General features: G+C 51.1%; 23 protein-coding genes and 3 pseudogenes. 7 read left to right on the forward strand and 19 right to left on the reverse strand.

The window, feature by feature from the left end:
* Positions 1-6 precede the first annotated feature (6 nt).
* A complete protein-coding gene (locus tag RHM62_RS00520; protein ID WP_322123663.1) occupies positions 7-666 on the reverse strand; it encodes a c-type cytochrome in 660 nt (219 codons plus the stop codon).
* A gap of 164 nt (positions 667-830) precedes the next feature.
* On the opposite strand from RHM62_RS00520, the gene yihA reads away from it, so the two are divergent.
* The 3 genes from yihA to RHM62_RS00535 all read left to right on the forward strand — a co-directional run bounded on the left by yihA (position 831) and on the right by RHM62_RS00535 (position 3874).
* Entirely contained in the window at positions 831-1541 is a 711-nt protein-coding gene (gene yihA, locus RHM62_RS00525; RefSeq protein ID WP_322123664.1) for a ribosome biogenesis GTP-binding protein YihA/YsxC, read from the forward strand.
* 220 nt (positions 1542-1761) lie between these two features.
* Positions 1762-2775 (forward strand): porphobilinogen synthase, encoded by a 1014-nt coding sequence (hemB, locus tag RHM62_RS00530; protein ID WP_322123665.1) that lies wholly within the window; start codon positions 1762-1764, stop codon positions 2773-2775.
* A 10-nt stretch (positions 2776-2785) separates the two neighbouring features.
* The gene (locus tag RHM62_RS00535) at positions 2786-3874 is read left to right on the forward strand and encodes a magnesium transporter CorA family protein (RefSeq protein WP_322123666.1); all 1089 of its coding nucleotides are present in this window, start codon (positions 2786-2788) and stop codon (positions 3872-3874) included.
* A gap of 28 nt (positions 3875-3902) precedes the next feature.
* On the opposite strand, the gene RHM62_RS00540 is transcribed toward RHM62_RS00535, so the two are convergent.
* The 4 genes and pseudogenes from RHM62_RS00540 to RHM62_RS00555 form a co-directional block, all read right to left on the reverse strand.
* Positions 3903-4541: a peroxiredoxin gene (locus RHM62_RS00540; RefSeq protein WP_322123667.1), complete on the reverse strand. Its 639-nt coding sequence runs from the start codon at positions 4539-4541 to the stop codon at positions 3903-3905.
* A 99-nt stretch (positions 4542-4640) separates the two neighbouring features.
* On the reverse strand, positions 4641-6425 hold the full coding sequence (gene dsbD, locus RHM62_RS00545; protein WP_322123668.1) for a protein-disulfide reductase DsbD: 1785 nt from the start codon (positions 6423-6425) through the stop codon (positions 4641-4643).
* A 333-nt stretch (positions 6426-6758) separates the two neighbouring features.
* A pseudogene (locus tag RHM62_RS00550) lies at positions 6759-7145 on the reverse strand (ATP-binding protein); the annotation flags it as partial.
* A 578-nt stretch (positions 7146-7723) separates the two neighbouring features.
* A protein-coding gene (locus RHM62_RS00555) for an IS3 family transposase (RefSeq protein ID WP_322123669.1) occupies positions 7724-9261 on the reverse strand; the annotation gives its coding sequence in 2 pieces (ribosomal slippage) (positions 7724-8634 and positions 8634-9261; 1539 coding nt in all).
* Positions 9262-9324: 63 nt separating this feature from the next.
* Here RHM62_RS00555 and RHM62_RS00560 point away from each other — a divergent pair.
* From RHM62_RS00560 to tnpC, 4 genes and pseudogenes are all read left to right on the forward strand, one after another.
* Positions 9325-9552 carry a hypothetical protein gene (locus tag RHM62_RS00560; RefSeq protein ID WP_322123670.1) on the forward strand — a complete coding sequence of 76 codons (228 nt, stop codon included), beginning with the start codon at positions 9325-9327 and terminating at the stop codon, positions 9550-9552.
* A gap of 494 nt (positions 9553-10046) precedes the next feature.
* A complete protein-coding gene (gene tnpA, locus RHM62_RS00565) occupies positions 10047-10460 on the forward strand; it encodes an IS66-like element accessory protein TnpA (protein WP_322123671.1) in 414 nt (137 codons plus the stop codon).
* Positions 10457-10801 (forward strand): IS66 family insertion sequence element accessory protein TnpB, encoded by a 345-nt coding sequence (gene tnpB, locus RHM62_RS00570; protein ID WP_322123672.1) that lies wholly within the window; start codon positions 10457-10459, stop codon positions 10799-10801. Before tnpA ends, tnpB begins: the two co-directional genes overlap by 4 nt.
* 37 nt (positions 10802-10838) lie before the next feature.
* Positions 10839-12410: pseudogene (tnpC, locus tag RHM62_RS00575) on the forward strand (IS66 family transposase).
* A 281-nt stretch (positions 12411-12691) separates the two neighbouring features.
* Here the strand turns inward: tnpC and RHM62_RS00580 are convergent.
* From RHM62_RS00580 to rplF, 14 genes and pseudogenes are all read right to left on the reverse strand, one after another.
* Positions 12692-12874, reverse strand: a pseudogene (locus RHM62_RS00580) (transposase domain-containing protein); the annotation flags it as partial.
* 129 nt (positions 12875-13003) lie between these two features.
* Positions 13004-13399 carry a 50S ribosomal protein L17 gene (gene rplQ, locus RHM62_RS00585; RefSeq protein ID WP_322123673.1) on the reverse strand — a complete coding sequence of 132 codons (396 nt, stop codon included), beginning with the start codon at positions 13397-13399 and terminating at the stop codon, positions 13004-13006.
* Positions 13400-13529: 130 nt separating this feature from the next.
* Complete coding sequence (locus RHM62_RS00590) at positions 13530-14507, reverse strand: DNA-directed RNA polymerase subunit alpha (protein WP_009666446.1); 978 nt, start codon at positions 14505-14507, stop codon at positions 13530-13532.
* Between the two features lie 98 nt (positions 14508-14605).
* Positions 14606-15229 carry a 30S ribosomal protein S4 gene (gene rpsD, locus RHM62_RS00595; RefSeq protein WP_322123674.1) on the reverse strand — a complete coding sequence of 208 codons (624 nt, stop codon included), beginning with the start codon at positions 15227-15229 and terminating at the stop codon, positions 14606-14608.
* Between the two features lie 146 nt (positions 15230-15375).
* On the reverse strand, positions 15376-15780 hold the full coding sequence (gene rpsK / locus RHM62_RS00600) for a 30S ribosomal protein S11 (protein ID WP_322123675.1): 405 nt from the start codon (positions 15778-15780) through the stop codon (positions 15376-15378).
* A gap of 40 nt (positions 15781-15820) precedes the next feature.
* Positions 15821-16186 (reverse strand): 30S ribosomal protein S13, encoded by a 366-nt coding sequence (gene rpsM / locus RHM62_RS00605; RefSeq protein WP_322123676.1) that lies wholly within the window; start codon positions 16184-16186, stop codon positions 15821-15823.
* Between the two features lie 28 nt (positions 16187-16214).
* Entirely contained in the window at positions 16215-16328 is a 114-nt protein-coding gene (gene rpmJ / locus RHM62_RS00610; protein ID WP_012081231.1) for a 50S ribosomal protein L36, read from the reverse strand.
* Between the two features lie 40 nt (positions 16329-16368).
* On the reverse strand, positions 16369-16587 hold the full coding sequence (infA, locus tag RHM62_RS00615; protein ID WP_005663428.1) for a translation initiation factor IF-1: 219 nt from the start codon (positions 16585-16587) through the stop codon (positions 16369-16371).
* A gap of 25 nt (positions 16588-16612) precedes the next feature.
* Positions 16613-17944 (reverse strand): preprotein translocase subunit SecY, encoded by a 1332-nt coding sequence (gene secY, locus RHM62_RS00620; protein ID WP_322123677.1) that lies wholly within the window; start codon positions 17942-17944, stop codon positions 16613-16615.
* A 25-nt stretch (positions 17945-17969) separates the two neighbouring features.
* Positions 17970-18401: a 50S ribosomal protein L15 gene (gene rplO / locus RHM62_RS00625; RefSeq protein WP_322123678.1), complete on the reverse strand. Its 432-nt coding sequence runs from the start codon at positions 18399-18401 to the stop codon at positions 17970-17972.
* 26 nt (positions 18402-18427) lie between these two features.
* Positions 18428-18607, reverse strand: a complete 180-nt coding sequence (gene rpmD / locus RHM62_RS00630; protein WP_083823006.1) for a 50S ribosomal protein L30 — start codon at positions 18605-18607, stop codon at positions 18428-18430.
* A 10-nt stretch (positions 18608-18617) separates the two neighbouring features.
* A complete protein-coding gene (rpsE, locus tag RHM62_RS00635; RefSeq protein ID WP_322123679.1) occupies positions 18618-19136 on the reverse strand; it encodes a 30S ribosomal protein S5 in 519 nt (172 codons plus the stop codon).
* Positions 19137-19148: 12 nt separating this feature from the next.
* Positions 19149-19511 (reverse strand): 50S ribosomal protein L18, encoded by a 363-nt coding sequence (rplR, locus tag RHM62_RS00640; protein WP_322123680.1) that lies wholly within the window; start codon positions 19509-19511, stop codon positions 19149-19151.
* Positions 19512-19523: 12 nt separating this feature from the next.
* Entirely contained in the window at positions 19524-20057 is a 534-nt protein-coding gene (gene rplF / locus RHM62_RS00645) for a 50S ribosomal protein L6 (protein ID WP_322123681.1), read from the reverse strand.
* Positions 20058-20063 lie beyond the last annotated feature (6 nt).

Here is a 20063-nt window from a genome sequence, read left to right on the forward strand (position 1 = left end):
GCTGAATTATTTAAGTCCAGCTATGTAGTCGGCGACTGCCTGCATTTCGTCGTCCGAAAGTCGCTTGGCGATAGTCGTCATTTGCGTACTATTTTTCCGCGTACCGGCGCGGAAACTCATTAATTGGGCAACTGTGTACTCTTGGTGCTGCGCGCCGAGACGCGCAAACTGGTCAGGGATACCAGCACCGTTCGGGCCGTGGCAGGAAGCACAAGCAGGCACGTTCTTTTCGGCTATGCCACCCCTATAAATGTTCTTACCGGCCTCTATCGTATCCTTGTTTTTTGCTGTTCCTGGCTTGATGACTTGCGCACCGAGATAAGCTGAGATGTTTTTCATCTCGTCTTCAGTAAGTGCCTTGGCTGTCATGGTCATGATAGCGTTGTTACGATCAGGACCCTTAAAATTCATTAACTGCTTATACAGATAGGCATCGTGCTGACCAGCCAGTTTCGGGTTCTGTACGATCGTAGAATTTCCTGCGGCGCCGTGGCAAGCCACACAGGCGGGGATGTTTCGGGTTGGATCGCCGTTTGTGTAGATGGCCTCGCCCTTGGCAACGTCCGCTTTTATTACTTTTTTTTCTTCGGCAGCGTATGCGATGGAAGAAAGTGCCAGGACGGCGATACAGAATGATTTCACAGCGGGATAAAAAACTCGGTTCATTCAAACACCCTGAGACTTAATATTAAAATTCTGCCCTGATAGCGACGGACTTGCTACTATTGCGCTGTTCATTGTCGAGCCAGTGGCGGCTTGGTGCTTAGCCTCTTATTGTACAATAGCTTACTGGCATTTTCGCCTCCATCAGCGCATTTTCTGTTCACTCTATGTCCCAACTCTGGCAAGCCCGATTTTTCACTACTGTGAATCATCTCCGTGATTTACCAACTACACAAGTTCCTGAAATTGCCTTCGCGGGTCGCTCTAACGCCGGTAAATCTACGGCGATCAACATTTTATGCAATCAAAAGAAGCTGGCATTTGCTTCAAAAACCCCTGGACGCACGCAGCATATCAACTATTTCTCAATTGGTGGTGCGCAAATCAACCAGCATCGCAAGGATGTAACCAAGGTCGATGAGATCCGCGCCTTACTGGTCGATTTACCTGGCTATGGCTATGCGGAAGTGTCGGGATCGGCCAAGTTGCACTGGCAAGAGCTCCTGGGAGATTATGTCCAGCGCCGGGAGCAATTGGCAGCTCTCGTACTCATCATCGACGTCAGACGTCCATTTACAGATCTGGACATACAGATGCTTGAATGGTTTGCCCCGACGGGCAAACCTATCCACTGCATCCTGACCAAAGCCGACAAGCTCAATCGGAACGACGCAGCGTCGGCTTTACGCGTTGCACGTAGCGTGCTATCGAGCTATCTCGACACTGACGGAAAACCATTTCCGTTCACCGCACAATTATTCTCTGCGCTGAAAAGAACTGGTTTAGAAGAGGCAGATAAGCGGATTTGTGAACTGGTGGGGCTGACTTCGCTAACGGAGGCCGGACTACAGGCGGCAACATCAACAGACGCTAGCTGAGCGCAACCACGTCCAAAAAAGCCCTGGAGATAGGGGAATAACTCCAGGGGAAGAATGCCTTATCGCGAATATCGATTCGGCCCCGCTCAGGGAGGAGAAGCGGGAGGCGAAATACATCACCTGGTTCTATGAGATGCCGCTCGATGAAAAGTTCCGGCTCTTGGTCGAACCCGGATTGCAGGCCGACCAACTTCATTTCTTAAACTAGGAAAACCTGATCATGCCTAACACCTCATACACAAACCGCTTTCCAGCCATTCGCATGCGGCGAATGCGTAAAGATGCTTTCTCGCGCGCAATGATGCGCGAAAATGTACTGACGCCGGCCGATCTGATCTATCCCGTATTTATCCAGGAGGGACGTAATCAACGCGAGAAAGTCGCTTCAATGCCGGGAGTGGAACGTCTGTCAATCGATGAACTTCTCGGTGTGGCGGAAGAATGCGTCGCCCTTGGCATTCCGGTAATGGCATTGTTCCCTGTCATTGGCAATGCACTAAAAACGCCGGATGGCATCGAGGCCACGAATCCTGACGGGCTTATTCCCAGGGCAGTGCGGGAACTGAAAAAGCGTTACCCGGAGCTGGGGATCATGACGGATGCGGCGCTGGACCCCTACACCAGTCATGGACAGGACGGCGTCATTAATGCCGCCGGCTATGTACTGAATGATGAAACGTGCGACTTGCTGGTCAAACAGGCGCTGACACAAGCTGCCGCTGGTGTCGATATTGTCGCGCCTTCGGACATGATGGATGGCCGCATCGGGGCAATTCGCCATGCACTTGAAGCCAATCACTTTATACATACCCGCATCATGGCTTACTCGGCAAAATATGCATCGGCTTTTTATGGCCCCTTCCGGGATGCAGTCGGCTCAGCTGTTAATCTCGGAAAGAGTGACAAAGCCACTTACCAGATTGATCCTGCCAACAGTGATGAGGCGTTGCGCGAAGTCGGTCTGGACTTGGCGGAAGGTGCCGATATGGTGATGGTCAAACCTGGAATGCCATATCTGGATATTGTCAGACGCGTCAAAGACGAATTCAAGGTCCCGACTTTTGCATATCAGGTAAGCGGCGAGTATGCGATGCTCAAAGCGGCCGCACAAAATGGCTGGCTCGATCATGACAAGGTCATGATGGAATCGATGATTGCGTTCAAGCGCGCAGGTGCCGATGGCGTATTGACCTACTTTGCGCTTGACGTCGCGCGCCGATTACAGCTGGGGTAACTGGCACCGCATGGACATATTTCATATCAGTAGCCAGCAAGCCACGATGTGCAGCGAAGCACCCCTCGGCTTACCGGCTGACGGATTTCTATGGGTCGACACCACACGGGAGGAAATAGCCGATCATATCGAGACATGGCGAGATGAAATTGAGCGTATTTCAGGCGTGGCGATTTATGACCTCCATCTGACCGACATCATGAATTTGACGCATTCGTCTTATTTTGACTCGACCAATGACTACGAAATGGTGGTGTTCCGAAAATTGAGGATGCCAACCACTGCTGGTGAAGCAGCAAATAAGCAAGCGCAGACAGAGTCAGACGCGGCTCCTTCGACGCTTCGCAAATTGGTTACTCAACCCGTAATTTTCATCGTGATGGACCGCCTTGTTATTACGGTCCATGCCGAAAACTCAACCATCATTCGGGCCGCGCGCACCAAACTTCTTGAATATCGGGACAGGGGCAACACCAGTAGTCGACATGGCCGGCTTCCAACCTCCCCCCAGGAGTGGATGCTCAGGCTTCTCAATACGATGGTTGATCAATACCTCGATTTACGCCAACCGCTAACGACCCAGATCGACCGGTGGCAACGCGCACTCCTGAATCCGCGCAGACCTTTCAATGACTGGATAGCCTTACTTGATGCGCGTATTGCATTACGTAAGCTAGACCATCTGTGTGAGGAACAACATGATGCTCTACAGGAACTGAGAGACCACATTATTGACACGTACCGGACAGGGGAAGATGGACGTGAAAAGGACTTGCTGCTGGTCAGAACGAACGACGTCATCGAACATATAGGCAGAGTACTCGGCAATGCGCGACGACTTGAGTCCTCGCTCGAATCGGCAGTCCAAATGCATTTTTCCGCGATGTCTCATCGCACAAGCGAGATCATGAGAACACTCACCGTGATTACCGCCCTCTTCATGCCGCTGACGTTGATCACCGGCATTTTTGGCATGAATTTCGAAGTAATGCCATTACTCAAAGATAAGATCGGATTCTGGCTGATCATGGGGGCGATGGCCATGATCGTAGTTGGATTACTCGCTTATTTCCGCCGCAAGCATTATCTGGAAGGATAATCAGACCGCGATCAACGCGGTCGGTTTTTTATTTGTTTGGCTGCGGAGTGACGCGTAAATAAGGCCTTTTTGCCGTATATCCCTTAGGGTATTTTTGCTTAATGACGGCCTCGTCCTGAATTGACAAAGGAATAATTACATCGTCGCCGTCATTCCAATTACCTGGTGTTGCGACAGTATATTCATCCGTCAACTGCAGGGCATCCAGTACGCGTAAAACTTCATCAAAATTTCGCCCCGTACTAAGTGGATACGTAATCATTAAACGAATTTTTTTCTTCGGATCAATAATAAATAACGAGCGTACTGTCACCGTATCGGACTGATTCGGGTGAATCATGTCGTAAAGGCTAGAAACTGACTTATCAGAATCAGCGATAATAGGGAACCCGACAACCGTGTTTTGTGTTTGTTCTATGTCCTTAATCCAAAGCGCATGTTTGTCAGCTGGATCAACAGAAAGAGCAATCGCTTTGACATGTCGCTTGTCGAATTCCGGCTTCAGTTTCGCAGTTAGTCCGAGTTCTGTCGTACAAACTGGGGTGAAATCAGCAGGATGCGAAAATAATACAATCCAAGAATCGCCTGCCCACTCGTGGAACTTGATTTTTCCTAACGAACTATCCTGTTCAAAATCGGGCGCAATATCACCTAAACGTAAAGTCATCTGATCCTCCGTGATTAAAAAAATTTTCGCTACGCCACTATTACTACATGACGACCATTAAGACTTACACTAATATATCGACGAACTGTTATGTCACATTTATTTCACTACAACCGCATCAAGCGAGGTATTGAACTGTTTGGCATTCTGATAACCGATAACCCGTGTGCCAGTGACCTCTAGCTGATCGCGAAAAAAGATAATTCCCGGGGGGCCAAAAAGTTTAAAACGCTTCAATAACTCTTTGTCTTCATCTGTATTTTTCGTTACGTCGACTTGCAATAAGATCATTGCTGCAAGCTGTGAGCGAATAAGTGGATCAGTAAATGTCAGCCTCTCCATTTCCTTGCAGGAGACGCACCAATCGGCATAAAAATCCAGCATCACTGTTTTATTCTTGTACTTCTGTAGTAAGTTGTCCAGCTCGGTAACTGACTTAATGCGCTCGAAGTGCAGCGAAGAGGTTTGCTCTCCGCGTAAATGATCAAGCGGCGCAAGCGCATCGCGGCCGCCACTGGCTACTCCTATTAACTGGATCAAACCAAGAGCAATAAAGACGATACCTATTGATTTCGCTATCCAGCCAGAAAGTTTTTCTGACAGCAAATAAGACCCGTATCCAATACCAATAGCGCACCACCCTGCCATCTGCAATAGCACCGGGAGAAATGACGACACCATCCACAAAGCCACCCCAAGCATCAGCACACCAAAAAACTTTTTTACGTCTTCCATCCAAGCACCGGCACGTGGCAAAAGAACACCCGCAGAAAGTCCTAACAACAACAGTGGAACACTCATTCCTATTGCCATCGCAAATAGTGCACTGCCTCCGACCAACACATCCCGTGATTGGCTAATATAAACCAGCGCTCCGGCCAATGGCGCTGCAACACAAGGTCCCACAATTAAAGCTGAAATCGCACCCATCAGAAACACCCCTAGCAATTTCCCGGAAGTGTGATTCCCTGACACGCGAATTAATTGTTGCTGCACAACAGGCGGCATCTGGAGTTGATAAACATTAAACATAGACAACGAAAATCCAACCATCAACAAAGCAAACAGCGTAAGTACCCATGGATTTTGAAGTGTTGCCGAGAGGCCTTCGCCAATTAGCCCTGCTGCAATTCCAAGTAAGGTGTAAACAAGCGCCATCCCAAGCGAGTAAGTCATCGCGAGTAAAAATCCCCTGCCTCGACTGACATTTTTTTGATCTCCAACAATAATTGAAGATAGGATAGGAACCATCGGCAAAACGCAGGGAGTGAGGGACAACCCCAAACCCAATAAGAAAAATATAGGCAATATCAGCAAAAACCGGCCACTGAGAAGCGCTGACTCGATACGACCAGTTTCTGTTTGCGTTGACCTGATGGCAATGACGTCCCCAGCACCCGAAGGCACTTCGCCGGCAGTCTTTCCGACACCTGCTAGTGATGCATCCGGAGTCAACTTTATTGTGTTGTCCATCGGCGCGTAACAAAGACCGGCGTCTGCACAGCCCTGACTTGTCACCACCAATTCAAATTCGTTATTTGAAACAACAGGAATTTGAAACTTTAACGTATTACGAAAAGTCTCTACGTCTTTTTGAAACGTTTCATCGAACTTAACCTTACCTGGCGGGAAAATAGCTTCGCCGAGACTTGCACCGGATGCCTTGAATCGAAAATGATCGCGGTACATATAATAACCATCAGCAATTTTGTAGGTGATAGTTATCATGTCTGGTGCTGTCACCTGCGCAGAAAAATTAAAAGCTTTTTCAGGCTCGAGGTAATCTTGTGCAGCATTAGCCAGATACGGAGAAGAAAACAGTAATAGGGCGCACAAAAATGACAATACATCACGAGTTCCAAAGCGTACAAAAAAAGATGTCATTCAACATTCCTACTATAAAAGAACTATCTGGGACAGTCAGCAGCACATCACAGATGCGGGGGCCTTATGTTGGCACAACCTACGGTTCCATGCTTTAAATGAACTCATCATTTTACCCTTTCGTCTACACGGTCAATTAACAGCAATATTGTGAGTATATTTCTTCACCAATAGCGTCGCTGCCGGGTACTCGACGTATGCGTCGTGTTGGCATGGCAAAGACGATTTTAAGCTGATACACGCCGTTGGCCGACTTTTGCCGGCTTCGTGCTTTTCGATTGACGTCATTGATGACATCTGCTTCTTTCAGCCCATCCCCGCGATCTCGGCATGTCACTGATTTTTGAGCCGATCGCCGTGGCCGGCGATGGCGACGATATGGACAGGATGAAGCAGCCGGTCGATCAGGACCGTCGTCAAGGGTGCGTCCTGCGCGAATGCCTTGATCGGGCGATGCATCAGAGCCTTCAAATTATTCTGCGTGTGTGCCGTAGACGACAGGCCTGCAGAGTCTTGCAGCCGGGGCACCATCGCAAGGCGCGCCTTACCCGAGCCGCCGGATTCGACCAACGTGACGTCCTCGCGTCGTTCGAAAAAGCCGAGTCCAGCCAGCTCCTCAATCTGACCACCCTTGATGCCCGTGGCCAAGTGATAGTTGAACTGGTCGAGAGTCTTGTTCGCCGGAAAGCTCATCTTTCGATTCATCATGTTTTGTTTGCGCGTGGTCCGATCCGGCCATCGTTTCCTGAAATAGTATTTCCAAAAAGTCGCAGTAAGAGATCCCTCTGCTGGCTACTTTTCATGACACCGAACTATAGCCTTGCGCCATGAAGGAAAATTTAGCGCCTCGCGTAACTGGTCAATGCGCTCCTGCTGCGGATTCATGAGGGCTCTGCCAGCGGCATCGTTAGTTCCAGCAGGAGCTGGTCGTTGACGGCCAGTGGGTGTTGCATCGGTACGATTGAGCGAATTGGGCGACGACGACTGCCTGGCACGTCGCCGGAGCCGATGCGCGATACCGCCGAAGTTCATGTGGGTATTCCGGTCCAACGTGACCAGCCATTCCGGTTGAACGTGACCGACGATTCCGGCGGATCGTGACCGCGGATTCCGGTCGAACGTGACCGATTTCGGGACCGTACCGGTTTGACCGGTCACGATACAGGAATCGTCGGTCACGATACCGGACCGGTGTCGTACTGCAACGCTATGGTGTTACGCAACGAACCCACCACGCGGGTTGTCAGCAGCGGATGTAATCTGACACGGTGGGGATACGGCGTAAAACTTGGACTGGTTTATCCCGTAATACCGAGGCTCTGACGGTATTCGATCGGGCTGAGTGAACCAAGAGAAATCTTGATGCGTTTTTTGTTATACCAGTGGATGTAGGAATCAACTTGCTGGATGAATTGTTCAATTGTCGTCGTTTGCCAGTTCCTTGGGTAGAACAATTCCGTCTTCAGCCGCCCGAAGAATCCCTCACAGGCCGCATTGTCTGGTGAACATGCTTTGCGCGACATCGAACGAATCAGCTTGGCGTCATGCATCCGCGCGAGCCACCCAGGCCAGCGATAATGGGCACCGCGATCAGAGTGGACGATGGGCCGACCGCTACCGTTAGCCACCGTTTCGATGGCAGTATCCAACATCGTATTCACCAGGTCGGCGTCAGGGCGTGTGCCAATGGACCAACTGATCACCAAGCCATCGAAGCAATCAATCATAGGCGAAAGATATACCTTCCCAGCCGGGATGTGGAACTCCGTGATGTCGGTAAGCCACTTCTCATTCGGCGTCGCAGCCCGGAAGTCCCGATTAATGAGATTTTCTGGCGCAGGACTGATTTCGCCGAGGTAGGACCCATACTGGCGTCGCCGGGGAGTCGCAACGATCAGGCCGTCCTGCCGCATCAAACGTCGCACGACTTTTTCTGAGAGGCATACCTGTTGCCTGCCAAGAGCCGCACGCATCCGCCGATAACCGTAGCAACGGTGATTGCATTCGAACACGTCTGTAATGGCAAGACGTGCCTCTGCGTATTTGTCTGGCCGTCGCAAACTGGATCGGTGATAAAAGTACGAGCTGCGGGCAAGCTCAAGTTCACTGAAGAGTTCTGACAGCGAATAGGTCTGCTTCAGAGCGTCAACCAGCAGCGTCTTCTCCCGGTTAGTCAGGAGCGGCAGGTCGGCGCTCAGGCCTTTTTTAACAGTTCATTGGCTTTCTCTAATAAATCTCGCTCAAGCTGCAGTTGCCGGATATCCCGTCGAAGCGAGTCGACTTGTTGCTGCAGTTCCGTTCGCTCCAAATCCGGTGGTGAATCATTGTGGTGTTTCATGAATGGCGGTGCCTCGCGACCAAGTAGCTGATTTTTCCAGTTGTACAAGGTTGGACGACTTACCGTCAACTGTTGAGCAATTGCTTGCGCACTTATCTCCCTGGTGCAAAGCGCAATGACTGCCGCCTTCTTGTGCTCCGGCGAGTGCTTTACACCTGCCGCTTTGCCGATAATGCGATGGCGTAATTCGGGGTGCAGTTCGTCAATCCACGCAGTGAGTGATTCACGACATGGGTAGCCCAGTGCCTTCAAAGTGCCAGCAAGGCAGCGGTCGTGCGTTAGGTAATGATCGACAGCCACCTGCTTTTCTGCACCAGAATACTTTTGCAATAAGCGCACATAGCCTTCATACAAATCGTGAGCGTGTTCGTACTCCCGATACCAGGCTTTGAGGGCATTCTTTGTCGGATAGCCCAACTGCAGAATGGTTGATGCGGTACGTTTCCCGAGTTTTATATAGAGCTCGACTGCCCGAATGCGTTCTTCGTATGAGTACATGAACTACCTCCAAGTAGTCCAAGTTATTGTCCGCATCCCCGGTGTATCAGTTTTAAGTCGTTGTTGACATACCGGACTCGTCGTCCGTTCGAAGGAGAAAACGGCAACGGCCAACGGCGTCTTCAGGGATGGATTGCAACGCGAGCCGCCCTGGCGCTGGAGCGCCTGGCACGCCGTTACGGTGTCACGAAGCAGACCATGATGGAGGGCCTGATCAACGCCGAGGACGAACGGATCATGGCGCAACTCAGCCCTGATACACCGGACCGGCATGCCTATGTCGGCAAGTAACCCGTGACGCTGTAACGATCAATGAAAAACACATTCAACAAGAGAAAAAGAAGGAATTCCGATCTATCGTGACCGGCCGCATTACAATTTGAGCGTGTAACACCATGGCATGCGCAGCGGACACGTTCGACCGGAATGAGCGGTCACGTTGACCGGAATACGGATCCACGAGGGCGCGCTCTTGGCAGCCGGTCAGCCAGGCCTCCATCTTGCCACTAAAAAACGCGCCTCAGCTGGCGCAGCTAGATCACAGCGTCGTGCAAAAACACGTGAACCGGTGAGCTCCGTTGCGAGGCTCAAGTAAGTCCACCTGCAATCGTTCGCCCATGGCCGTCTAAAAACACATTACCGGACTGGCCGACAATACTGACTGGAATCCAGTACGGCTGCGCAGCGCCCGTCCGCTCACGTACGGTAAGCGTCCAGCCACGGCATCTTCCACCTGATCGCACAACGCGGCATGCTCGCGTATTTCTGATCAGGCAAGCACGAGCATGGACAATCACGAGCAATCGATCGTTGCAATTCCTCCGATTTCTGGCAGGCGACGCAGTTTTACCGGCCTCTTCAAGCGAGAGTTGGTTGAGCAAACATTACGGCCCGATGTGTCGGTCGCCGGTGTTGCGCTTGCTAATGGCCTGAACACCAATTTGTTAGCCCGTTGGCGCCGCGACTATCTGATGGCTCAAGTCGCCACGACCACGCCGACGCTAATTCCAGTGCATGTCGTTGACAGCCCGCCGGCCCCGTTACCGGTTCGAACACGGCCAACTACCGCACCTCGTGACGGCGAGATAGAACTTCGACGGGGCGATACGACTGTTCTTATTCGTGGCGCACCGGATCAAGCCGTCGTCGGCGCGCTCTTGCGCGAGTTATTGCAGTGCGGTCCCGGGTCGTCACGGTGATCGGCCTTCCTGCCAGCACACGCGTCTGGCTGGTCGCTGGCGTCACCGACATGCGACGTGGTTTCGATGGACTGGCGGCCGTTGCGCAGGCCGCCTTGGACGTCAATCCTTTCGGTGGTCATATCTTCGTCTTCCGGGGCAAGCGCGGTGATCTCATCAAGGTTCTCTGGTGGGACGGTCATGGTTTGTGCCTGTTCTGCAAGCGGCTGGAGCGGGGTCGCTTCGTCTGGCCGCAGGCCACCGCTGGTGGCATTCACCTGAGCTCGGCGCAGCTATCGATGCTGCTCGAAGGTATCGACTGGCGGCACACGGTACGCACAGCACCGACCTGCGCTGCTTAAGCAAGTTACGCTTGTAATACGTTCGTCAACTACGGACATGGACGATTTCACCGCAACCCTTCCCGACGACCCCGCTGCCCTGAAGGCGCTGATACTCAGCCTGGACGCACAGATCAAGTCGCTGGAATCGGCATTGAGTACCCGCCAACTGATCATCGAGACGCTGCAAATTCAATTGGCAGCACTGCGCCGCCAGAAGTTTGGCCGCAAATCCGAGAAACTAGACGAATAGATCGCGCAGCTGGAATTGAAGCTCGAGGAGTTCCAGGCCGATGAAGCCGAAGATCCGGCACCGGCGACCGAAGCGGTCAAGGCCGCACGAGCCACACGCGTTCGCAAACCCTTGCCGGACCATCTGCCGCGCTAGACCATCACCTATCCCGCGCCAACCTGTGACTGCCCGACCTGCGGCGGTGCACTGCAAGCGATCGGCGAAGACGTCGCCGAGCAACTCGAATTCATTCCGACGAGCTTTCGCGTCATTCGGCATGTGCGACCGAAATTGTGCTGCACACGGTGCGACACGCTGGTGCAAGCACCGGCACCATCGCGTCCGATCGCGCGTGGCATCGCCGGTCCAGGATTACTGGCACATGTTCTGGTCGCCAAGTACGGCGACCATTTGCCGCTCTACCGGCAAAGTCAGATCTATGCACGCGAAGGCGTGGAGCTCGAGCGCTCGACACTGGCCGAATGGGTCGGTGGCGCCAGCCGGATACTGCGTCCCCTGGTCGACGCGCTACGCCGCCATGTCCTGACCGGACCAACCGTGCATGCCGACGACACGCCAGTTCCGATGCTGGCACCCGGTCGTGGCAAGACGCTGACCGGGAGGCTCTGGGCCTATGTGCGGGACGAGCGGCCTGCCGGACAAACCAGCGCCCCTGCCGTGTGGATGGCCTATTCGCCGGATCGCAAGGGGGAGCATCCACAAGAACACCTGAAAAATTTCAACGGCGTCATCCATGCCGACGGCTTTGCCGGTTACGGCAAGCTCTATCACGGTCCCCGTGCCGAAGCAGCCTGCTGGGCTCACGTGCGCAGGAAATCCTATGACATCAGCCAATCGCATCCATCGCCGATTGCCGGTGAGGCGATCCGGCGCATCGCGGCCCTGTATGCCATCGAAGCGCAGATTCGCTGAAAGCTACCGGATAAGCGACGAGAAATCCGCATGACGCAGACCCAACCATTGCTTGATGACATGCACCGCTGGTTGACCAGTTTGCTGTCAACGCTATCAGCGAAAACGGCTTTAGCCGGGGCGATTCAATACGCCTTCAATTGGTGGGGCGCGCTGAACGTCTTCGCCAGAGACGGTCGCGTTGAAATCGATAACAATGCCGTCGAACGCGTATTGCGCGCAGTGTCATTAGGCAGAAAAAATTTCATGTTCGTCGGTTCAGACGCAGGCGGTGAGCGGGCTGCAGCAATGTACAGCCAGATCGGCTCGGCCAAACTGAACGGCCTTGATCCCCAAGCGTATCTGCGCAACGTCCTGTCACAGATCGCCGAGCATCCGGTGAATCGGGTCGACGAACTGCATCCGTGGAACTTGCCTGGTGCTGCTCTCATTGCAGCCGAAGAGACCGCTACAGCGTCAGCTTAAGTCCCCACCTAAAAACAAGTGGGGACTTATTCTTAGCCCGTCGTATCAACTTCCCTTACCAAAATCACGTCATGCAAGATGCAGTGCGTAGACGCTTACTTTGCGGCTGCCGGATTGGATGGTTGTGTCCAAAGTGGTCCCCACTACTATTTGGTGGGCACCACTTTGGCGGGTCAATGGTGTGTTGTACAGACGTCCTTGATGAGGCGCTTACTGGCCGACGTGCGTATTCCAGTCAACGTGACCGCACTTTTACTGACGAAAGACGCCGCGGCATTCGGCAGCGCCATGGCAATAACGAGCCAGACCACTTGTTCGGCCGGCAAGCGGCGATGGCGTATGCTCGCTTTGCCCGTCTGCACCAGGGCTTGCCCGATCCAATCAAAAGGCAAATGCTCCCCTAGTCGCCCCCATTCGTGTGGACTATCCGGATCAAGTATTGAGGGAAGAACGTCGGCCAGCATGATGCCGAAACGTTAACAGCTTGCGAATCTGTTTACAACCGGTTCGCACGTAGAAAATGCCGTTCAGGGCTTAACTGACCGGCATTGCAGGGAAACCTGGCTTTTTTTACGGATTTTTTTACCGACTAATTACTCAGCGTCATCTAACTCAACTGCTTCAGTGTCTGCAGGGCGATCTAACAGCTCGATATATGCCATAGGCGCGTTGTCGCCAACACGGAAACCCATCTTCAGAATACGAAGATAGCCGCCATTGCGATTTGCGTACCGCGGACCTAACTCTGCAAACAGCTTAACGACCATTTCGCGATCACGCAGACGGTTGAATGCCAAACGCTTATTGGCTAACGTATCTGTCTTACCAAGTGTCAGAATCGGCTCAATAACGCGACGCAACTCTTTGGCTTTTGGCAGAGTAGTCTTGATGGCCTCATGACGCAACAGTGACACAGTCATGTTGCGTAACATAGCTAAGCGATGAGAAGAAGTACGATTTAATTTACGAAGACCGTGGCGATGACGCATGATAAATCCTTAAAGTTAAACAATTTAAATCCAGCTCTTCGATCGACGAAATGTCTAGTTCATCGCGGGCCGGTATTAGTGGGAAAACTACGAGGCCGTATTATGGACCTCGTACCAAACTAAATCACATTTATTTTTCTAACCCTGCCGGTGGCCAATTTTCAAGCTTCATGCCTAAAGTCAGACCACGAGAAGCCAAAACTTCCTTTATTTCGTTCAGCGATTTGCGACCGAGATTCGGGGTTTTCAACAGTTCGTTCTCACTGCGCTGAATAAGGTCACCGATATAATAAATATTCTCAGCTTTCAAACAATTTGCCGATCGAACCGTAAGTTCAAGGTCATCCACCGGACGCAACAGGATAGGATCCACTGACGGTGCACGGGATGGTGCCTCTGCCGCTGCTTCGGTTCCTTCAAGCGCTGCGAATACGTTCAATTGATCAACGAGTACTCGAGCTGACTGACGGATCGCCTCTTCAGGAGAAATTACACCGTTGGTTTCAATATTAATTACCAATTTATCAAGATCGGTCCGCTGTTCAACGCGCGCAGACTCTACTGAATAGGATACGCGTCGCACTGGTGAAAAGGATGCGTCTAAAATAATGCGGCCAATTGTTTTATTCGCATCTTCGGCTAACCGACGGACATTACCAGGAACGTAACCACGGCCTTTTTCAACCTTTATCTGCATATCTAACTTACCACCAGCAGTCAGATGTGCAATAACGTGATCGGGATTAATCAACTCGACATCGTGAGGCAGGTCGATATCTGAAGCTAACACTGCGCCTTCACCATCCTTCTTCAGTGTCAGAGTAACTTCATCGCGATTGTGCAATTTAAAGACAACACCCTTTAAATTAAGCAACATATCAACAACGTCTTCTTGTACGCCATCAAGTGACGAATACTCATGAACAACACCCGCAATTGTCACTTCTGTCGGCGCGTATCCAACCATTGACGACAACAACACCCGACGCAGAGCATTGCCTAATGTATGGCCGTAGCCACGCTCAAAAGGCTCCATCACCACTTTCGCATGACCTGCACCCAAGGTCTCAACTTCAATAATGCGAGGCTTCAACAAACTGTTTTGCATGTAATGTCCTTTTCAATACCCTCGGCTCGTTACACCAATAAGGCTGATAACACGACCAAAAGCCCGCCAGAAAACTGGCGGGCTACCAACCCAAACTATTAACGAGAGTAAAGCTCGACGATGAGCGACTCATTAACGTCATGAGCGATTTCGCTGCGATCCGGAACAGACTTGAACGTCCCTTCCATTTTTTTGGCATCAACAGCTACCCACGAAGGCATACCAATTTGCTCCGCAAGCGAAAGCGCTTCAACGATCCGAACCTGCTTCTTCGCTTTTTCACGAACGATAATCACGTCACCCGCTTTGACCTGATAAGAAGCGATGTTAACGACGATGCCATTAACCGTGAAAGCCTTGTGCGATACAAGCTGACGGGCTTCTGCACGGGTCGAGCCAAATCCCATACGATAGATAACATTATCGAGCCGACCTTCCAACAACTTCAGCAACGTCTCGCCCGTATTACCTTTGCGACGATCGGCTTCTGCGAAATAACGACGGAATTGGCGTTCCATGACTCCGTACATGCGCTTTACTTTTTGCTTCTCACGCAATTGATTACCGTAATCAGAAGTACGAGCACCAGAAGTACGACCATGTTGACCAGGTTTTGAATCTAACTTGCATTTGGAATCGAGCGACCGGCGAGCACTCTTCAGGAAGAGGTCTGTACCTTCGCGACGGGAAAGCTTTGCCTTAGGGCCAATGTAACGTGCCACGTGAAATCCTTTGAAGTATGACGGACATAGAACTGACTACGTCAGTGATTTGTCCGCTAGTCTGGTATGCGTTCTACCAAACAGTGGGCTTATAAACTATGCCCGACAATCGACGGCCGGGCATGACAAACAAATACCGCTGAACTTTAAATCCGGCGGCGCTTCGGTGGGCGGCAACCGTTATGAGGAACTGGTGTAACGTCCTGTATCTGAGTAATTTTAATACCCAAATTATTCAATGCACGAACAGCAGATTCACGACCGGGACCTGGACCCTTGATACGCACCTCAAGATTCTTGACACCGCACTCAACAGCGACCTTACCGGCAGCCTCTGCCGCAACCTGCGCTGCGAAGGGTGTCGATTTACGCGAACCCTTGAAGCCGGCCCCGCCAGAAGTTGCCCAAGACAACGCATTACCTTGGCGATCGGTGATCGTAATAATTGTGTTGTTAAAGGACGCGTGGATATGCGCGATGCCCTCAGCAACATTCTTTTTAACTTTTTTACGAACGCGCGCTGAAGCCGCGTTGTTTGGGGCTTTTGCCATGATTATTTCCTAGGTTCCATCAAATCAGACAGGTGTCTAATTATTTTTTCAGCGACTGTGCTGCCTTCCTTGGTCCCTTGCGGGTACGAGCGTTAGTGCGAGTACGCTGACCGCGACAAGGCAGACCTTTGCGATGACGCAAACCGCGATAGCAACCCAAATCCATCAATCGCTTGATATTCATTGAGACTTCACGGCGAAGATCGCCTTCGACCACAAACTTCGCTATCTCGTCGCGCAGCTTCTCTAATTCGCTGTCGTCAAGATCCTTGATTTTTTTGGTCGATAAAACGCCCGTAGCTTCGCAAATTTTAACTGCGCGTGGACGGCCAACACCATAAATAGCCGTGAGACCGATTACGGTGTGCTGATGATTTGGGATATTAACCCCTGCAATACGTGCCATTCGTTATTCCTCGATAAATAACGTTAAATTAACCTTGGCGCTGTTTATGGCGCGGCTCGATGCAAATGACTCGAACAACGCCTTTGCGCTTAATGATCTTACAGTTGCGGCAAATCCGCTTCACTGATGCGAGCACTTTCATAATTGCCCTCTCTCTTTCAGTTCTAGACTAAAAATTGAAACTACTTGGTGCGGAAAACGATACGGGCACGACTCAGATCATATGGCGTTAGCTCAACCGTCACTTTGTCTCCTGGAAGGATACGGATATAGTTCATCCGCATTTTCCCAGATATGTGACCCAGTACAACATGTCCGTTCTCTAACTTTACCCGGAAGGTCGCATTGGGAAGATTCTCAAGAATCTCACCCTGCATTTGTATTACGTCGTCTTTTGCCATTCGGTGTGCTCGTTCTCCTGGGCGCTTAGCGTGTCGGAATTCCGCCCTTGAAATTCGCTTTACGAAGCAATGATTCGTATTGCTGCGACATGACGTAGTTTTGAACCTGCGCCATAAAATCCATCGTTACCACCACGATGATCAGTAAAGATGTACCGCCAAAATAAAACGGCACCTTATATTTCGCTACAAGAAACTCAGGAAGAAGACACACCAAAGTAATGTAGACCGCTCCAGCAAGTGTCAATCGCGTTAGTATCTTGTCAATATATCGTGCCGTTTGATCACCAGGACGAATACCGGGGACAAATGCACCGCTCTTTTTCAAGTTATCAGCTGTCTCTTTGCTGTTAAACACCAAAGCTGTGTAAAAAAAGCAGAAGAAAACGATTGCGACCGCGTACAACAATGCGTGTATCGGCTCACCCGGTGCCATTGAAGAAGAAAGGTCCTTGAGAAAACGTACAAACGGATTCGAGGTATCACCAGTTGTGAACCAACTTGTAATCGTCGCTGGGAATAAAATTATCGAAGAGGCAAAGATTGGTGGAATAACCCCAGCCATATTCAACTTCAGCGGCAGATGACTGCTCTGCCCGCCGTAGATTTTATTTCCAACCTGCCGTTTCGCATAGTTCACCAGAATCTTACGCTGGCCACGTTCAATGAAAACCACTACAAACGTTACAACTGCTACCACCAAACAAATAAAGATCGCAGAGAAAGCACTCATTGAGCCCGTTCTTACCAATTCAAATAACCCACCTAAAGCAGTCGGCAGCCCAGCGGCGATACCAGCAAAAATAATAATCGAGATGCCGTTTCCCAGTCCTCGCTCGGTGATCTGCTCACCAAGCCACATCAAAAACATAGTGCCGGTAACCAACGTAACCACGCAAGTAAAACGGAACGCAAGACCTGGGTCCAAAACTAACCCAGCCTGAGACTCCAGCGCTACAGCAATACCTAAAGCCTGGAAAAGCGCCAAAAAGAAGGTGCCGTAGCGAGTGTACTGAGTAATCTTGCGCCGACCAGATTCACCCTCTTTCTTCAACGCTTCTAGCTGAGGTGACACAATCGACATCAATTGCATAATGATCGAAGCAGAAATGTAAGGCATGATCCCGAGTGCGAACACGGTGAATCGCGACAGCGCACCACCAGAGAACATATTAAACATTCCCAGAATACCACCCTGATTCTGCTTAAATAACTGCGCTAACTGTTGAGGATCGATCCCTGGGACCGGTATGTGAGCACCAAGCCTATAAACCACTAAGGCACCCAGCAAGAACCACAATCTACCCCAAGGAAAACCACTCGACGCACTCTTAGCAAGTTGAGGACTAGTTGCCAATTCCCGCTCCAATCACATTGACACGTTAGGCAACAGAACCACCAACAGCTTCAATAGCAGCCTTGGCGCCCTTGGTAACAATGAGACCTTTCAGACTAACTTTTTTGGTAAGTTCGCCGGAAAGAATCACACGTACGACCCGAGCTAGTTCAGAAATTACACCAGCTTGCTTCAACGCAAGAATATCCACTTCGGAAACAGGCAAGCTTTCCAAGTCAGACAAACGCACCTCAGCCTTAAAAGGCGTCGCCATCGACTTAAAACCGCGCTTCGGCAAACGCCGCTGGAGTGGCATCTGCCCACCCTCGAAACCGACTTTGTGAAAACCACCCGCACGAGACTTTTGTCCCTTGTGACCGCGACCCGCTGTCTTACCAATCCCAGAACCAATTCCACGGCCAACACGACGTTTGTAGTGCTTCGCGCCATCTGCTGGTTGAATGCTGTTCAATTCCATAATTTTTCCTATGCGCCAGCCGAAGCTTACGAAATGACTTTTACAAGGTAGGAAACTTTATTGATCATGCCGCGAACCGCAGGCGTATCTTCGAGTTCCGAAACCGAATTAATTCCACGTAAACCAAGGCCGCGAACTGTAGCGCGATGTGTCTCGCGTGTACCGATCAATCCCTTGACTAACGTCACTTTCACTGTCTTTGCCATAGAGTTCACCTTAGCTCAGAATATCTTCAACTGATTTACCGCGCTTAGCAGCAATATCAAATGGGGTATTCATTTTGGCCAGGCCGTTTAACGTCGCCCGAACCATGTTATACGGATTCGTTGAGCCATTTGACTTAGCAACAACGTTGGTCACACCCATTACCTCGAAAATGGCACGCATTGGACCACCAGCAATAACGCCAGTACCTTCTTTCGCGGGAGCCATCAGAACTGAAGAAGCACCGTGCTTACCAGTTACCGTATGTTGAAGCGTCCCGTTTTTCAGCGTAACCTTAATCATTTTACGACGCGCCTCTTCCATCGCCTTCTGTACGGCTACAGGCACCTCTTTCGATTTGCCTTTACCCATACCGATACGACCTTCGCCATCGCCGACCACCGCAAGAGCGGCAAAACCCATGATCCGACCGCCCTTGACCACTTTGGTCACGCGATTGACAGCGATCATTTTTTCGCGCATTCCGTCATCGGGCTTCTCGCTTTGCATCTTGGATTGCATTTTTGCCATGATGTATTTTCCTTAGAACTTCAGACCAGCTTCACGAGCCGCTTCGGCAACTGCCTTAACGCGGCCGTGGTATCTAAAACCTGAACGATCGAACGCAACTTCAGCTATACCAGCCGCAAGCGCCTTCTCAGCCACCCGCTTACCAATGATTGCAGCTGCAGCAGCGTTACCGCCTCTACCGGACTGACCAGCAAGCTCAAGACGAACTTCAGCTTCGAGCGTGGATGCGGACGCAAGTACCGTCGCGTCTGGCCCGATGATGCTTGCGTATATATGCAAGTTTGTCCGATGAACCGCGAGGCGAGTTACTTTTAACTCTGCGATCTTTGCACGGGTTTGGCGTGCGCGGCGCAGACGTGATTGTTTCTTATCCATCGTCAACCCCTATTACTTCTTCTTAGTTTCTTTGATTGTTACCACCTCGTCCGAATAACGGACTCCCTTGCCTTTATACGGCTCAGGTGGACGGTAAGCACGGACCTCGGCTGCAACTTGACCAACACTCTGTCGGTTAATTCCCTTGATGAGAATCTCCGTCTGAGTTGGCGTGGCACAAGTAACACCCTCAGGCATGACGTGCACTACAGGATGCGAAAAACCTAGAGACAGATTGAGCTTGTCACCCTGCGCTGCAGCACGATATCCGACGCCTACCAAATTCAGCTTCTTCTCGAAACCCTTGGTAACACCAATGACCATGTTACTAACGAGCGCACGGAGCGTTCCCCACATCGCATTTGCCTCGCGACTAACATCCGCCGCCGAAAAGACCAAAGATCCATTAACGATCTCGACCTTCACCAGTCCATTCAGCGACTGAACCAGTGTACCTAGCGGACCTTTGACGGTGATCGCCTGCTCGGAAATGATAGCCTCGACGCCGCTAGGCAGCGCCAATTGCATTTTACCTACTCGTGACATCTTGCA

Origin of the sequence: Actimicrobium sp. CCC2.4 (assembly GCF_034347385.1) — a bacterium.
In the GTDB taxonomy this organism is placed as follows: domain Bacteria; phylum Pseudomonadota; class Gammaproteobacteria; order Burkholderiales; family Burkholderiaceae_D; genus Actimicrobium.

What these genes read in the sequence shown, in the direction of transcription:
- RHM62_RS00520 (WP_322123663.1), bottom strand. Translation starts at nt 666, where the DNA reads ATGAACCGAGTTTTTTATCCCGCTGTGAAATCATTCTGTATCGCCGTC.
- yihA (WP_322123664.1), top strand. Translation starts at nt 831, where the DNA reads ATGTCCCAACTCTGGCAAGCCCGATTTTTCACTACTGTGAATCATCTC.
- hemB (WP_322123665.1), top strand. Translation starts at nt 1,762, where the DNA reads ATGCCTAACACCTCATACACAAACCGCTTTCCAGCCATTCGCATGCGG.
- RHM62_RS00535 (WP_322123666.1), top strand. Translation starts at nt 2,786, where the DNA reads ATGGACATATTTCATATCAGTAGCCAGCAAGCCACGATGTGCAGCGAA.
- RHM62_RS00540 (WP_322123667.1), bottom strand. Translation starts at nt 4,541, where the DNA reads ATGACTTTACGTTTAGGTGATATTGCGCCCGATTTTGAACAGGATAGT.
- dsbD (WP_322123668.1), bottom strand. Translation starts at nt 6,425, where the DNA reads ATGACATCTTTTTTTGTACGCTTTGGAACTCGTGATGTATTGTCATTT.
- tnpA (WP_322123671.1), top strand. Translation starts at nt 10,047, where the DNA reads ATGGACAATCACGAGCAATCGATCGTTGCAATTCCTCCGATTTCTGGC.
- rplQ (WP_322123673.1), bottom strand. Translation starts at nt 13,399, where the DNA reads ATGCGTCATCGCCACGGTCTTCGTAAATTAAATCGTACTTCTTCTCAT.
- RHM62_RS00590 (WP_009666446.1), bottom strand. Translation starts at nt 14,507, where the DNA reads ATGCAAAACAGTTTGTTGAAGCCTCGCATTATTGAAGTTGAGACCTTG.
- rpsK (WP_322123675.1), bottom strand. Translation starts at nt 15,780, where the DNA reads ATGGCAAAAGCCCCAAACAACGCGGCTTCAGCGCGCGTTCGTAAAAAA.
- rpsM (WP_322123676.1), bottom strand. Translation starts at nt 16,186, where the DNA reads ATGGCACGTATTGCAGGGGTTAATATCCCAAATCATCAGCACACCGTA.
- rpmJ (WP_012081231.1), bottom strand. Translation starts at nt 16,328, where the DNA reads ATGAAAGTGCTCGCATCAGTGAAGCGGATTTGCCGCAACTGTAAGATC.
- infA (WP_005663428.1), bottom strand. Translation starts at nt 16,587, where the DNA reads ATGGCAAAAGACGACGTAATACAAATGCAGGGTGAGATTCTTGAGAAT.
- rplO (WP_322123678.1), bottom strand. Translation starts at nt 18,401, where the DNA reads ATGGAATTGAACAGCATTCAACCAGCAGATGGCGCGAAGCACTACAAA.
- rpmD (WP_083823006.1), bottom strand. Translation starts at nt 18,607, where the DNA reads ATGGCAAAGACAGTGAAAGTGACGTTAGTCAAGGGATTGATCGGTACA.
- rpsE (WP_322123679.1), bottom strand. Translation starts at nt 19,136, where the DNA reads ATGGCAAAAATGCAATCCAAGATGCAAAGCGAGAAGCCCGATGACGGA.
- rplR (WP_322123680.1), bottom strand. Translation starts at nt 19,511, where the DNA reads ATGGATAAGAAACAATCACGTCTGCGCCGCGCACGCCAAACCCGTGCA.
- rplF (WP_322123681.1), bottom strand. Translation starts at nt 20,057, where the DNA reads ATGTCACGAGTAGGTAAAATGCAATTGGCGCTGCCTAGCGGCGTCGAG.